Below are 15,149 nucleotides of genomic sequence, written 5' to 3'. Positions count from 1 at the left end.
GGAGCTGCTGGAGCGACCGCCAAAAAAAGAGGCCGGAAAAATTCCGGCCTCTTTTTGTTTCTTGCGTCCTGTGCGTCAGCTCGGCAGCGCCGGCATCAGCTTCGGATCCGGCTTTTCCGCCAGATGCGGCAGGTCCTTGCTGGCGATGAAGGTGTAGAACATGGGCACGACGAACAGCGTGAACATGGTGCCGACCAGGATGCCGGTGAAGATGACGAGGCCCATCGAATAGCGGGCCGCGGCACCGGCACCGCTGGAAACGATCAGCGGCACCACGCCCAGCGCCATCGCGGCCGTCGTCATGAGGATCGGCCGCAGGCGCACCTTGGCCGAGGCGATGATGGCGTCACGCCGCCGCATGCCATGCAGTTCTCGCTGCTGGTTGGCGAATTCGACCAGCAGAATGCCGTGCTTGGTGATCAGGCCGATCAGCGTGATCAGTCCGACCTGGGTGTAGATATTGAGCGTGCCGAGGCCCAAATTGAGCGGCACGATCGCGCCGAAGATCGACAATGGCACCGCCATCATGATGATCAGCGGATCGCGGAAGCTTTCAAACTGCGCCGCCAGCACCAGATAGATGACAATGACGGCCGCGCCGAAAGCGATCAGGATCGTGTTGCCCTGTTCCTTCTCCTGCCGGGACTGGCCGGAATAGTCGATGAAGAAGGTGTCGGGCAGGCTCTCCTTCGCAATGTCCTCGAGGACTTTCAAACCGTCGCCGGTTGTGACACCGGGCAGCGGCAGCGCCGAGATCGTCGACGAATTCAACTGGTTGAACTGCTCGATGGCCGCCGGCGAGGCATTGTTCGAAATCGTGACCACGGCCGACAGCGGCACCATCTCGCCCGTCACGCTGCGTACGAAGTATTGGCCGAGCTTTTCGGGATTGTCGCGGAATTCCTGCGGCACCTGCGGAATGATGTCGTAGCTGTTGGAGTCGCGGTCGAACTGCGCCACTTCAGCGCCGCCGACCAGCAGCGTCAGCGTGCGGCCGATATCGGCGATCGGCAGGTTGAGGGCGGCGGCGCGGTCGCGGTCGATAGTCACCGTCACCTGCGGCGCATCATAGGCCATCGAATTCTGGACGACGATGAAGCGGCCCGAGGCCTGCGCCTTGTTCTTGATCTTCTCGGCTTCCTCGAACACCTGAGCGGAATCGCCGGTCGAGCGCACCACCATGGAGATCGGCAAGCCGCCGCCGGAGCCTGGTAGCGTCGGCGGCGCGAAGACAAAGGCCTGGACACCCGCCACCTTGGCGATACGAGCCGTAATGTCGGCCTGCAGTTCCTTCGAATTGCGCTTCCGCTCCGCCCAATCCTTGAAGGCAAAACCGACGAAGGCGCTGTTGGTCGTGCCGCCGAACGCGACGGCGGAGAACTGCGCCCGTGTTTCGGGGATATCCTTCACCAGGCCCAGGATCTGGTTGACGTAGGTCTCGGTGTAATCGGAGGTCGCATAGCGCGGCCCCGTCACCAGCGAGAGCAGGAAGCCCTGATCTTCTTCCGGCGCCAGTTCCGTCGAGGTCTTGGTGAACATGAAGCCGGTCACGCCGACAAGCGCCAGCACAATGAGCAGCGTCAGCGGGCGATAGTTCAAAGACCCCGTGACGGCGCGCTCATAGACGTGCTCGACACGCGAGAAGGTGCCGTCGACGATGCGCTGGAAGCGGCCGGCATTGCCGGGCTTCAGGAGGCGCGCCGACATCATCGGCGTAATGGTGATGGCAATGACGCCAGACAGCACCACGGATCCGGCAAGCGTCACCGCGAATTCGCGGAACAGGGCGCCGGTCAGGCCGCCGGTGAAGGCCAGCGGCGCGAACACGGCGGCCAGCGTCATGGTCATGGCGACGATGGCCGACGCGATCTCGCGCATGCCGCTGAAGGCCGCTTGCATGGGCGGCATGTGGTCTTCTTCCATGTGGCGGTGGATGTTTTCCACCACCACGATGGCGTCGTCGACGACAAGGCCGATCGCCAGCACCATGGCCAGCAGCGACAGAAGATTGATCGAATAGCCCACCGCGAACAAAAGGAAGCAGACGCCGATCAGCGACAGCGGGATGGTGATGATCGGCATCATCACCGAGCGGAACGAACCGAGGAACAGCAGGATGACGACGACGACGATGGCAACCGCCTCGCCGATGGTCTTGAACACCTCGTCGATCGAGGCGCTGATCTGACCGGTCGCGTCGTAGACGACCTCGATCGTCATGCCTTTGGGCAGCGTCTCCTGAATCTGCGGGACGAGCTTGGTGAGCGCGGCCGCGGTGGTCAGCGGATTGGCCGCCGGGGTTGGGAAGATGGCGAGGAAGGTGCCGGGCTTGCCGTTGAAGGAGACCCTTGTGTCGGTGTTGGCGGCGGCGAGTTCGACGCGAGCCACATCGCGCAGGCGCACTACGTTGCCGTCGGTCGAACGTAGCGGTAGAGCCGCGAACGCCTCGGGCGTCTGCAGCGTCGAGCGCACCGTGATAGAAGAGACGACATATTCGTTCTGGGTGTTGCCGGGCGCCGACAGGAAGTTGGAGTTGTTGATCGCCGTCAGCACCTCGGCAGCCGTCACGCCGCGGGCGGCGAGCCTGACCGGGTCGATCCAGACGCGCATCGAGTATTCCTGGGCGCCGAAGATCTGCACGTCGGCGACGCCTTCGACCGTCGACATGCGGGGCCTGATGACGCGCTCGATATACTCGGTCAGCTGCTCCTTGGTCATGTTCGGATTCTGCATCGAGATGTACATCATCGCGAACTGCTGACCCGTACCCTTGACGATTACCGGGTCCTTGGAGGCGTCCGGCAAGGTGCCGCGCACGCCCTGGACCTTGGACAGCACTTCGGTCAGCGCCACGTCGGGATTGGAGCCGAGCTTCATCTGCACCGTCACGGTGCTGGAGGACGGACGGCTGGACGAGGTGACGTAGTCGATGTTCTCGGTCGAGGCGACGGCGCGCGCGATCGGGGCGGAGATGAAGCCCTGGATCAGGTCGGCGCTGGCGCCCGGATAGGCCGTCGTGATGGTGATCGCCGTTTCGTCGACCTTTGGATACTGCCGGATCGACAGGTTGAAGATACCCTGGAACCCGAGCAGCAGGATCATGCAGGCAAGGACCGTCGAAAGGACGGGCCGGCGGATGAAGAGATCGGAAAAGCTCATTGCTGGTCGGCCTGTTTGTTCGCCGATTTGGTCGGATCGATCGTGTTGTCGACGTTGACGGACATGCCGTTGAAGAGCCGGTTCTGACCCGCGGTGACGACCTCGTCGCCGGCCTTCAGACCCTCGACGATCTCGACCATGCCCTGATTGTGGCGGCCGGGCTTGACGAAGACCTGTGACAGGACCAGCGCCGGCTTGTCGGCTTCCGCCGCCGGCTTGGCCGGATCGGCCGGCTTGGCGGCGTCGGAAGCGGCCTTGTCCGCTGGCTTGGCTGCGTCTGCGAGCTTGGCTTCAGCAGCCGGCTTCAGGGCTTCGGCTGCCGGTTTCATCGCGTCCGCCGGCTTGGCGTCCGCAGGCTTGGCATCCGCCGGCTTGTCGGTGGCCGCCGCGGCTGGCTTTTCCTCCGGCTTGGCTGGCTGCGCCGGGGCCGCCCCGGCGGGTTTGGCCGGCTGCACCACGAAGATGTAGTCGCCATAGAGGCTGGTGGTCAGCGCCGTCTGCGGCAGTGACAGCACGTCCTGCTCCTCGGGCAGCTCGACACGCACCTGCACGAACTGGCCAGGGGTCAATCTGCCTTCGGGATTGGCGACTTCCGCCCGGATGTTCACCAGCCGGCTGGACGGGTCGATCTTGGGGTCGATGCCACGGATTTTGCCGGCGAAAGGCATGTCGCCGCCGCCCTGGCCAAGCCGAACGGTCTGGCCGATCTGGAGCAACGGCAGCTGCTGTTCGGGAACCGAGAAGTCGACCCGCATCGTGTCCAGATCCTGCAAGGTTACCACGGACGTGCCGGTCGCTAGGTACTGGCCGAGATCGATCTTGGGGATGCCCACCGTGCCGCTGAACGGCGCCCTCAGCTGCTTCTGGTCAAGCACCGCCTGCAGCTTGTTCACCTGCGCGGCGGTGGCCGATGCCGTCGCCCGCGCTGTGTCGAGCGTAGCTTCCGCATTAACGCCGCGCTTCTGCAGTTCGACGGCGCGCGTCAGCGCCGTCTCGACGAGCGCCACTTGCGCCTTCGTCGCTTCGAGATCGGCCCGCTCGACGGCATCATCGAGCTGCAGCAGGACCGCGCCATCCGCAACCTTCTGGTTGGCATGGAAGAGGATCTCCTTGACGATGCCGGCGGTTTCGACAGTCAGGTCGACGCCACGCACCGCGCTGACAGTACCTATGGCCTCGACGCCCGGCGTCCAGTTCGACGGCTTGGCGATGGTCGTCGACACGGTCGCCGCCGGCGGCTTCATGGTGGCGAAATACTGCTTGATGCCGTTGTCGCGCAGGAAGTTGAAGCCGACGATGCCGCCGACCACGATGACGAGCACGGCAAGGACCACAATAATGAGAAATATACGGAGTATGCGCTTGAACAAGGAAGTCCCCTCAGTCGAAATCCGGCGCGAAGCGCGGACATCGGGACACATATCGACCGCAGGTCCCGATTTCAAATAATGGCGGTCTTACTGTACCGTCTGGACGGTCTTGTCAATTGGGCCTAAGCTTGCTTAGGGAGGCGCCATGAGAGCCCAACGACCGAATTCGCGCGAGAAGATTCTCGCCGCGGCGGCTGATGTTGCCCGGGAATCCGGGCCTGGTAGCCTGTCGCTTGATGCCGTCGCCAGCCGCGCCGGCGTGTCGAAGGGCGGACTGCTCTACAATTTTCCCACCAAGGCCAAATTGATGCAGGGCCTTGTCGAAGGTTATCTACGCGATTTCGAGCAAGCGCTGGAATCGGCGAACAGCAACGACAACGACAAAAATCCCCTCGCCGTCTATATCAAGCTGTCAGCGGAGGATTGCGAGGAAAAGCAGCCGTCCGCATCCTGGATCTTTTCGGCGATCGCCGAGGATCCCGATTTCATGACGCCGATAAAGACATTCAAGCGGCAGCTTTTCGAGCGCCTGAAAGGCGAGACGCCGGACCTCAAATCGCTGCTGGTCTGCTATCTCGCGATCGAAGGACTGCGCAGCATGAACCTGTTCGATTCCGACGTGCTGTCGAAGGACGAACGCGAGCTTTTGGTATCCTCACTTCTCGATATCGCCAAATAGGCTGCCTGGCCGGCGAAGACGCCGCCGCAGCCGTCGTTCAGTCGACGGCGCGTTCGATATCCCGGCGCAGGACGATCGCGGTTGTCAGGTCCTCGACGCCGCCGAGAGTGGCAACGAGGTCGCGCAGTGTGTTGAGGCGGTCGATCGACGGTACTTCGACCTCGACGATGAGATCGAGCTGGCCGCTGACTGATGATACCCGCCGGACCTCCGGATAGCGCGCCAGCTGGTCGAGAATGCCGATCGACGGCGTGCGGATGAGCGTTACCAGCAGAAAGGCGCGGATCAACCCTGGGTCCAGTTGGCCGATATCGGCCCGATACCCTCTGATAACGCCGCTCTTTTCCAGCAAGGCAACCCGTTCGCTCGTCGCGCTGCGCGACAGGCCGATGCGCCCCGCAAGCGTTTTCAGCGGGATGCGCGCCTCCTTCGACAGGATGCCGAGAATGTCCCTGTCCTTGGCGTCCAGTTCCTTCATTGCGCGCGCTCCATACGGTTCCGTCAATGTGCCGGTCAATGCGGTCATTGTGCCGGTATAACCGACGCTTTGCCGGATGCCCGATTTTCTGGCCCATGCCAAGCTTGACAAATCAGATCCGGATTGCCCGATGACCAACGTCTCATACCCAGCGCCTCAAATCTCGCAGACCGAGGCCGTCGATATCGCAACGCGGCACTTCGGCATTGCCGGCAGCGTCACACCGCTCGACAGCGAACGCGACCGGAATTTCAAGCTGACCGCTCCAGACCAATCGCTCTGGATCCTGAAGATCGTCAACGCCAGCGAGCCGCTCGTCGAAAGTGAATTCCAGACCGCGTTGTTCGATCATCTGGAGCGCCATAGTCCGGACCTCGCCGTGCCGCGTCTCAGGAAGACGGGGCGGGGCGCTTCGCTGGCCCATACAAAAGTGCCGGGCGGCGAAGATCATGCCGTGCGCCTGGTGTCATGGCTTCCCGGACGGCCGCTGGCCGAGAGCACGTCCAGTCCGGCGCTGCTGGAAAGCCTGGGCGGCGCGCTTGGCCGGCTCGATCGTGCCCTGCAAGGCTTCATCCATCCCGGCGCATTGCGCTCTTTCGACTGGGACATTCGCCAGGCAGGTGCCGCGCGGCAACGCCTTCACCACATTGACGACGAACAGGACCGCGCCTTGCTGGAGCGGTTCCTCGATCATTTCGATGCCGAGGTGGCGCCCCGGCTGTCGGCATTGCGGGCGCAAGTCATTCACAATGATGCCAATGACTGGAACGTGCTCGTCGATCTCGAAAGGCCCGAGCGTGTCGCCGGGCTGATCGATTTCGGCGATGCGCTGCACAGCGTGCTCATCGCCGAGGTTGCCGTCGCCTGCGCCTATGCCATCCTCGATGCAGAGGATCCGATCGGCGCCGCCGCCCGTCTCGCCGCCGGCTTCCATGCCGAGTATCCATTGCGTGAGGAAGAACTCGACCTGCTCTTCGATCTCATTGCGATGCGTCTCGTCACCTCGGTGACGCTGTCGGCGGCACGCAAGGACCGCACAGCCGACAATCCCTACCTGTCGATCTCGGAAGCACCGGCCTGGCGGCTGTTGCGTCGTCTGGGCAGGATGAACCGGCGCTTCGCGACGGCGATCCTGCGCCATGCCTGCGGCTTCGAAGCCGCCTCCGGAGCGCGCGCCGTGACAGGCTGGATCGCGGCCAACCGCACGCAACTTCTGCCGATCCTCGACCGTCACCCGGCGACGCTTGCCAAGGCGCTCGTGCCCTATGGCGATCCGCAAAATCCGATGACGGTGACGTCGGCGACACAGCAGCCCGACAAGGCGACCGAATGGTGGGATGCCTATTGTGCCGAACATGGCGTCGCGCTCGGCATCGGTCCCTGGGGCGAGGCTCGCACCGTCTATACCAGCGACATTTTCGAGTCGCGTTTCGTCGAAGGCGCGCGCCGCGCTAACCATCTCGGCCTCGATCTTTTCATGCCGGCGGGCACACGGCTCTACACGCCGCTCGCCGCGACCGTCAGGAGCGTCGAGATCGAGGAGGATCCGCTCGGCTATGGCTGTCTCGTGGCGCTGGAGCATGTGCCGCCGGGCTGCCCGCCTTTCGTCACGCTGTGGGGGCACATGGCGCATGAGGCTGGGCGGCGGCTGAAGGCCGGCGACCGGCTTGAAGCCGGCGCGCTCGTCGGCGAGATGGGTACGCCGGCGGAAAATGGCGGCTGGGCGCCGCATCTGCATTTCCAGATATCGACGGATACGAGCCTTGCCGCGCGCGACATCCTTGGGGTCGGCGAGGAGCGCTATCTCGACGTGTGGAAGGAATTGTTTCCCGATGCCGCGGACCTTGCCGGAATTCCGCCCGAAACCTTCCGCCAGAGCGGCCGGTCGCGTCCAGAGATCGTCGCCGCACGCAAGGCGTCACTGCTGCCCAATCTCTCCATCTCCTATTCCGAGCCGATCAAGTTCGTGCGCGGCGAAGGCGCCTGGCTGATCGACGATCGCGGCCGCGCCTATCTCGACTGCTTCAACAATGTCTGCCACCTTGGCCATGCGCATCCCGATGTGGTCGAGGCGATCGCGAGGCAGGCGGCCAAGCTCAACACCAACACCCGTTATCTGCACGATGCCATCGTCACCTATGCCGAGCGGCTGACGGCGACGCTGCCCGCCGGCCTGTCGGTGGCGTCCTTCGCCTGCTCGGGCAGCGAGGCCAACAGCCTGATGCTGCGCATGGCGCGGGCCCATACCGGGCGCAGCGAGGCGATCGTGCTCGACTGGGCCTATCACGGCACGACGCAGGAACTGATCGACCTCAGCCCTTACAAATACAAGCGCAAAGGCGGCAAGGGGCGCCCGGCGCATGTGTTCGAAGCGGTCATTCCGGACAGTTACCATGCTCCGGCGGAGTGGCCGGAGGGCGAGCATGCAAAGCGGTTTGCCGAGAGCGTCACCGAGCAGATCGCCGATATGGCGAGACAAGGCCGCGCGCCCGGCCTGTTCCTGGCGGAATCGATCCCCAGCGTCGCCGGCCAGGTGTTCCTGCCCGGGGGATATCTCAGGGAAGTCTACGCGATGGTGCGTGCCGCCGGCGGCATCTGCGTCGCCGACGAGGTGCAGGTAGGCTTTGGCCGTGTCGGCAGCCATTGGTGGGCTTTCGAAACCCAGGGGGTGACGCCCGACATCGTCACCATGGGCAAGCCGATCGGCAACGGCCACCCGATGGCGGCCGTGGTGACGACCACGGAGATATCAGCCTCGTTCAACAACGGCATGGAGTATTTCAACACCTTCGGCGGCAATCCGGTGTCCTGCGCGGCCGGGCTCGCGGTGCTCGACGTCATCGAGCGCGACGGGCTGAGGCGCAATGCGCTGGAGATCGGCGACTATCTCATGGCGCGCTTCAAGGCGCTGCAGGCCCGCTACGAGATCATCGGCGACGTGCGCGGCCAGGGGCTGTTCCTCGGTATCGAACTGGTCGAGGACCGCAAGAGCAAGAAACCTGCGACCGCCCTTGCCCGCCGCATCAACGACGGGGTTCGGGCACGCGGCGTACTGATCGGCACCGAAGGGCCGCATGACAATGTGCTGAAGATGCGCCCGCCGATGATCTTCAGCAGGGCCAATGCAGATCATCTGGTCGGCGTTCTCGATGAGACGTTGGCCGCGGTTCTGGCGGAACGGGCTTAGGACGACACCGCGCAAGGAGGCGCGCGGGCGGAATTCAGGATCAACGATTTCAGGAACGTCCGGCGCGTCACGTGCCGGCGGGAGGAGAGGCTTTGCCTCATCAAGGGAGGAAACCATGAAACATGCAATCGTCAGCGCGCTCTTGCTCGCATCGGCCACTTTGCCGGCCAAGGCGGACACATTCGACATCGTCAAGCAAAGGGGATCGATCATCTGCGGCGTCAGCCAGGGCGTCGCGGGCTTTTCGGCGCCCGACGACCAGGGCAAATGGAGCGGCTTCGATATCGATTTCTGCCGCGCGGTCTCGGCCGCCGTCTTCGGCGACCCCGACAGGGTGAGTTACGTGCCGCTGTCGACCAAGGAGCGCTTCACGGCGCTGCAGGCCGGCACCGTCGACGTCCTGTCGCGACAGTCGACCTGGTCCTTGTCGCGCGACACCGGCATGGGCATCCATTTCGTCGGCGCCGCCTATTATGACGGCCAGGGCTTCATGGTGCGCAAGGATCTCGGCGTGGACAGCGCGCTGAAGCTCTCAGGCGCCACGGTCTGCGCCGAACAAGGCACGACGACCGAGCAGAACGTCGCCGACTACTTCACCGCGCACCAGATGAAATACGAGGCGGTCGTCATCGATTCCGCCGACAGCATCATCAAGGCGTTCGATAGCGGCCGCTGCGATGTCTACACCACGGACGCCTCGGCGCTCTATGCGCAGCGCCTGAAGCTGACCGATCCCGCCGCGTTCACGGTGCTGCCGGACATCATCTCGAAGGAGCCGCTCGGCCCAGCCGTGCGCAAGGGCGACGACAAGTGGTTCGACATCGTGCGCTGGACGCTGTTTACGCTGATCGAGGCGGAAGAGGACGGCATCACGCAGGCCAATGCGGAAGCCTCGCTGAAGTCGCAGAATCCGACGATCCGCCGGTTCCTCGGCGTCGAGGGCGACAATGGCAAACAGCTCGGGCTCGACCCCGCATTCGCCTACAATATCGTCGCCAAGGTCGGCAATTACGGCGAGATGTTCGAACGCAATCTCGGCCAGTCCAGCCAGCTGAAAATCGCGCGCGGCATCAATGCGCTGTGGAACGCCGGCGGCCTGATGTACGCGCCGCCGGCGCGCTGACCCCTGCCGGCGAACCGGGTGCCCCAGGTCCGCGCCCGGCGATGCTCGCCGATGTGAAAGGGGGGTGATGCGCGACCTCGACGCATTGCCGCCTCCACCGCTCTTGGTCATGATGGTCGGATAAAAACGTTTTTATTCCTGTTGAAAACGTTTTTATCCGATGATACGGATGCCGACCTGAGGAATGGGTCGCCGTTGATGGCAGAGAACAGAGAACCCGAACGCCGAGAGTTTTCGCCAACGATCAAGACGTTGGCTGCCCACACCGGCTATTCGATCGCCACCATTTCCAAGGCGCTGCGGGGATCGCCGGTCGTCGCGCGGCCGACAAGGGATGCCATCGTCGCCGCCGCGCGGGAACTGGGCTATCAGGCGAATGCGCGGGGCATGGCGCTGAGGACAGGCAAGACCTATCGGGCCGCGGTGCTGATGCCGATAACGTCCGCCGTCGGCTATGAATGGGACGGTGTCGAATACACGCAGATCCTGAGCGGCATAAGCCAGGCGCTGGAAGACAGCGACTATCAGCTGTCCGTGCACGGCTTCCGGAGCTTTGGCGATGCCTTCGACATCGCCCGCCGCATCGTCGACCAGAGCGCGGCCGACGGCCTGATCTTTTCCGGCGTGCTGGCCGATGATCCCCGTATCGACATGCTGTTCGAAAGCGGCTTTCCATTCGTGTCACTTGGCCGTTGCCGCAAGCCCCTCGTCTACGCCCATGTCGATGTCGACAATGAATGGGCGGCGTTCACCGCCACGGCGCGGCTGATCGCGGGCGGACATGAGCGTATCGCCCTGATCAACGCGGATCGGCGTCTTTCCTATGCACTGGACAGGATCGATGGATTTTCGCGGGCTTTTCATGAGGCGGGTCTTGCCGCGTCGATCGACCTCGTGGCCGACGGCGATCTGTCCACCCGCTTCGGCCGCGACAGCGCGCTCAGGCTTCTTGGCTTGCCCAATCCGCCAACCGCCCTGGTCTGCATCAACGAATCCACCACGCTGGGCGTCCTGTCGGCGCTGGGCAGCCTTGAACGGCGCGTCGGGGTGGATGTCGACGTCATCGCCTATGACGACATCAACGTCAGCGCCTATTTCACTCCGCCGATCACGACGTTCTACCAGCCGATCGAGCTTCTCGGCCGCAAGCTCGGCGAGTTTCTGCTGCGGCGCATGGCGGGCGAGGACCCGGCGGAACTCGCCCTGGTGTCGAGACCCGAACTCATCGGCCGGCAGCCGGACAATCTAGGCGGGCGAAACCGCAGTTAACCATCAAAATGGGAGGAAGAGCATGAAGAAAATCCTGATCGGGCTTGCGCTTGCGCTGCTGACAGCCGGCGCTACCAGCGCCGCCGACCTGGGCGGCAAGGTTCTGAAGGTCGGTTCCGACACCACCTCGCCGCCGATGGAAAGCGTCGACACGGCGACCGGCCAGATCGTCGGCTTCGACGTCGACGTCCTGAAGGCGGTCTGCGGCAAGATCAACTGCAAGGCCGAATTCGTCACCACCGGCTGGGACGGCATCTTCGCCGCCCTCGACCAGGGCAGTTTCGACCTGGTCGCCTCCGGCGTCTCCATCACCGACGAACGCAAGAAGGCGATGGATTTCTCCGACCCTTACATCGTCAACAGCCAGGCCGTGCTCATGCGGGTGGAAGACGAGGGTCTATCCCTCGATGACTTCAAGGCGAAAGGCAAGAAGCTCTCGGCGCAGGCCAACACCACCGACGCGCAGGTCGCTGAAAGCATTGTCGGCAAGGACAATGTGGTCGCTTACGACAGTTTCGCGGCCTCGGTCATCGCGCTGAAGAACAAGGACGTCGACGGCGTTGTCATCAACGGCGCCAATGCCGCCGCCTATGAAAAGGAATTCGCCGGCGAGCTGGTCGTGCCGATCAGGAATCTCCAGTCCGATCCTCTCGGGCTGGTCTTCCGCAAGGGCGACGAGAACATCGCCGCGTTCAATGAAGGGCTGAAGGCGATCAAGGCCGACGGCAGCCTCGACGCGCTGATCGCCAAATACTGGGGCGCAAAATAGCCGCTTGAAGGACTTCGGCTCCGGCGCCTGGCGCCGGAGCCATGGGAACGGGAGGACGGGACCGGATGCAGCTTCTCATGCGCCTGCGGCCCAGCAATCTGATCATCGTCGCGGCGTTGCCGTTCATCGTCTATCTCTTTGCTTCGTCGGTTAACTACCAGCGCTCGCTTCGCGCCATCCTCGGCGTGGAGAATGGCTCGTCAGCCTTCGTGCCGGGCTTCCTGGCGCTTGCCGTCGCGTTTATCGCCGGCCTTGCCGTGGTTGTGTTCTCGCGCGCCTCGTCCAGATCGCCGCGCCTCGCGGTCGTTGCCGCCGGGATCAGCCTTGCCACCGCCATGGTGCTCGCGACAACCGGCCTGGTCCATCCCTTCGCGGCATCGGTCGTGGCGAACGCGGTCGATCCGTTCACCTCCGACCTGGTGGTTCAGGGCGTCACGCCACGGCGATTGACGGATGCCGCCGACCTCATGGTGCGCGGTCAGGCCGCTATGCTGTTGCGCGCCTATCTAGGCGTGACGATCGTGGCGCTCGGTATGTTCTTCATCGGCGCCGGTCGTGAGACCGGCAACCCGATGCAGCGTTTTGCGCGCTTGGCGCTTGCGGCGGTGAACGGCGTGGGCTTGGTCTTTATCCTGCTTTTCGCGCATATCGCATTCGCCGCGGGTGTCGCCACGACGATCCGCGCCGCTATCGCGGCCTACATACTGGCGGCAATGATGGGGCTGCTCTGGGTCGGGCTCCTCAAGCTCAAATACAGCTGGCGGGCCGACCTGACCTGCATCGCGGCAACCATCCTCATGGTTTGCGCCGCAACGTGGTTCCTGCTTCAGCCGCGCGACAGCTACGTGCTCGTCGGCTCTCTCGCCGGGAAGGTCGCGGTCACGTCCGGCACGCCGTCCGGCATACTCGGTGCGGTCCGCTATGGGCAATTTCCGGGCGGCCCCGACAACAACGAGGTGCCGCTGCGCACCTTTCGGGGCGCGCGGGAGGCGATCGACGCGATCGGCAAGATCCCTGATGTCAGTGCTGCGCTCGTTCCAGCCGCGATGGCGCCGGACGGACTGCAGGTGCTGTGGCGAACGGAGGCGTTGAACGACCGCGACAAGGCGTTCGGCATCACGATCGCGGTGCTGGCGATCGTGCTCGGCCTGCTGACTTTCGGCGGCCATATCCACCGCAGGCACCCGCTGTCCATCGGGTCGGAATTCATCGTCGACACGATCCGCGGCATCCCGATGCTGGTCATCGTGCTCTATGTCGGCTTGCCGCTCGCCGGAGCGCTCAAGGACGCGACGCAGGGCGTGGTCGATCCGCCGAACCTGGTGCGGGGAATCGCCGCCATGGCGCTCGCCTATTCCGCCTATCTCGCCGAGATCTTCCGCTCCGGCATCAATGCAATCCCGGCGGGCCAGATCGAGGCAGCGCACAGTCTCGGCCTCAACGGCTGGCGTACCGCCCGGCTGGTCGTGCTGCCGCAGGCCTTCCGCATCATCATCCCGCCGCTAGGCAACGAGCTGATCGCCATCCTCAAGGACACGTCGCTCTTGTCGATCCTGTCGATCCGCGACATCACGCAGCGCATGCGGGAATTCCAATCGGCAAGTTTCCTGCCGTTCGCGCCCTACAACTCAGCCGCCATCTTCTACATTTTCCTGACGCTGGCCGCGGCAAGCCTCGTCAGCACCATCGAGAGAAAATATGACATCAAGCATCGATAACGCTCGCCGAGCCCTCGAAGCCCGCGCCTCCGGGCTGGTCTTTCCCCGGGGCTTCGTGTTCGGCGCCGCGACCGCGGCCTACCAGATCGAGGGCTCGCCTGATGCCGACGGCAAGGGCGAAAGCATCTGGGACCGGTTCTGCCGCATTCCGGGTGCGATCGTGGACGGCTCGAGCGGCGATGTCGCCTGCGACCACTATCATCGCTGGAAGGAGGATATCGCCGTGCTCAAGGCGCTCGGCCTTGGCGCCTACCGCTTTTCCTTCGCATGGACGCGGCTTCTTCCCGAAGGTCGTGGCGAGGTCAACGCCAAGGGCATCGCCTTCTATGACCGGCTGATCGATGATCTGCTCGAAGCCGGTATCGAGCCCTATGCAACGCTCTACCATTGGGACCTGCCGCAGGCGCTGCAGGATCGTGGCGGCTGGTACAACCGGGAAACAGCCGCCGCCTTCGCCGATTATGCCGGGCTTGCCGCCCGCAGCTTCGGCGACCGTGTCAGGAAATGGACGACGCTCAACGAACCGTGGACGTTCTGCTGGTCGGGACACGCGACCGGCGAGGACGCGCCAGGATTCCGGGACGGAGTGAAGGGCGGCGTGGCTGCCAGTCATCATGCCTTACTGGCGCATGGCCTGGCCGTTCCGGTCATCCGGGCCGAGGTGGCGGATGCTCAGGTCGGCATCGTCTTCGATCTCAACGTCGCGGAGGCCGCCAGCGACGAGCCGCGCGATGTCGCCGCGACACGGCGCTTCGACGGCGCCCAGAACCGCTGGTTTCTCGACGCCGTCTTCAAGGGTGCGTATCCGGAGGACATGCTGGCGCTTTACGGCGATCTGTTGCCGCCGATCCACGCACAAGACAACGAGATCATCGCCGCGCCACTCGACTATCTCGGCATCAATATCTATCGCCGCTCGGTGATCGCGGCGGGTGACGAACTGGCGCCGCTGAGCTACCGGCGGGTACAGCCGGAAGGCATTTATTCGGCGGTCGACTACGAGATCTGGCCGCGCTGCATGTACGACATCCTGCGCTACGTGAACGACCGCTATGCGCCGCCGGCGATCTACATTTCCGAGAATGGCGTCGCCACGACGCCGGAAACCGTCGGCAAGGACGGGCATGTCTGGGATGATCTGCGCGCCACCTATTATGTCGACCATCTCGAGCAGGTGGCCAAGGCGGCGGCCGAGGGCGTGCCGGTGCGCGGCTATTTCGCCTGGACGCTGACCGACAATTTCGAATGGGCCTATGGCTATACGACGCCCTTCGGCATCACCCATGTCGATTTCGCGACGCAGCAGCGCCACATCAAGTATTCCGGCGACGTCTACGCAATGATCGCCCGGCAGGAGACCGCGCCCGTCGCGAAGAGCGCCTGACTTGGCTAGAGAA

Annotated in this window: 10 protein-coding genes; 7 read left to right on the top strand and 3 right to left on the bottom strand. The window is 63.9% G+C overall.

All coding sequences use genetic code 11. From position 1 onward, the window contains the following. Nucleotides 1–75 precede the first annotated feature (75 nt). Together EN861_RS06535 and EN861_RS06530 are read right to left on the bottom strand one after the other, a co-directional pair. Entirely contained in the window at nt 76–3,159 is a 3,084-nt protein-coding gene (locus tag EN861_RS06535) for an efflux RND transporter permease subunit (RefSeq protein WP_135863051.1), read from the bottom strand. After that, complete coding sequence (locus EN861_RS06530; protein WP_127278765.1) at nt 3,156–4,529, bottom strand: efflux RND transporter periplasmic adaptor subunit; 1,374 nt, start codon at nt 4,527–4,529, stop codon at nt 3,156–3,158. Before EN861_RS06530 ends, EN861_RS06535 begins: the two co-directional genes overlap by 4 nt. A gap of 145 nt (nt 4,530–4,674) precedes the next feature. On the opposite strand from EN861_RS06530, the gene EN861_RS06525 reads away from it, so the two are divergent. Next, nucleotides 4,675–5,208, top strand: a complete 534-nt coding sequence (locus tag EN861_RS06525; protein WP_127278764.1) for a TetR/AcrR family transcriptional regulator — start codon at nt 4,675–4,677, stop codon at nt 5,206–5,208. Nucleotides 5,209–5,245: 37 nt separating this feature from the next. On the opposite strand, the gene EN861_RS06520 is transcribed toward EN861_RS06525, so the two are convergent. Next, nucleotides 5,246–5,686, bottom strand: a complete 441-nt coding sequence (locus EN861_RS06520) for an Lrp/AsnC family transcriptional regulator (protein WP_135863050.1) — start codon at nt 5,684–5,686, stop codon at nt 5,246–5,248. A 130-nt stretch (nt 5,687–5,816) separates the two neighbouring features. On the opposite strand from EN861_RS06520, the gene EN861_RS06515 reads away from it, so the two are divergent. From EN861_RS06515 to EN861_RS06490, 6 genes are all read left to right on the top strand, one after another. Beyond that, entirely contained in the window at nt 5,817–8,873 is a 3,057-nt protein-coding gene (locus EN861_RS06515) for an aminotransferase class III-fold pyridoxal phosphate-dependent enzyme (RefSeq protein WP_127278762.1), read from the top strand. A gap of 115 nt (nt 8,874–8,988) precedes the next feature. Next, complete coding sequence (locus EN861_RS06510; protein ID WP_127278761.1) at nt 8,989–9,996, top strand: amino acid ABC transporter substrate-binding protein; 1,008 nt, start codon at nt 8,989–8,991, stop codon at nt 9,994–9,996. Nucleotides 9,997–10,194: 198 nt separating this feature from the next. After that, complete coding sequence (locus tag EN861_RS06505) at nt 10,195–11,265, top strand: LacI family transcriptional regulator (RefSeq protein WP_135863049.1); 1,071 nt, start codon at nt 10,195–10,197, stop codon at nt 11,263–11,265. A 22-nt stretch (nt 11,266–11,287) separates the two neighbouring features. After that, nucleotides 11,288–12,034 (top strand): transporter substrate-binding domain-containing protein, encoded by a 747-nt coding sequence (locus tag EN861_RS06500; protein WP_135863048.1) that lies wholly within the window; start codon nt 11,288–11,290, stop codon nt 12,032–12,034. Nucleotides 12,035–12,099: 65 nt separating this feature from the next. Beyond that, a complete protein-coding gene (locus EN861_RS06495) occupies nt 12,100–13,752 on the top strand; it encodes an amino acid ABC transporter permease (RefSeq protein WP_135863044.1) in 1,653 nt (550 codons plus the stop codon). Beyond that, nucleotides 13,733–15,136: a GH1 family beta-glucosidase gene (locus EN861_RS06490; protein WP_127280295.1), complete on the top strand. Its 1,404-nt coding sequence runs from the start codon at nt 13,733–13,735 to the stop codon at nt 15,134–15,136. The genes EN861_RS06495 and EN861_RS06490 overlap by 20 nt, the downstream gene beginning before the upstream one ends. Nucleotides 15,137–15,149 lie beyond the last annotated feature (13 nt).

The organism is Mesorhizobium sp. M8A.F.Ca.ET.218.01.1.1 (assembly GCF_004791165.1).
Lineage (GTDB): Bacteria > Pseudomonadota > Alphaproteobacteria > Rhizobiales > Rhizobiaceae > Mesorhizobium.
Note: the sequence above shows the minus strand (reverse complement) of the source record. Positions and strands in the feature narration are given on the sequence as shown.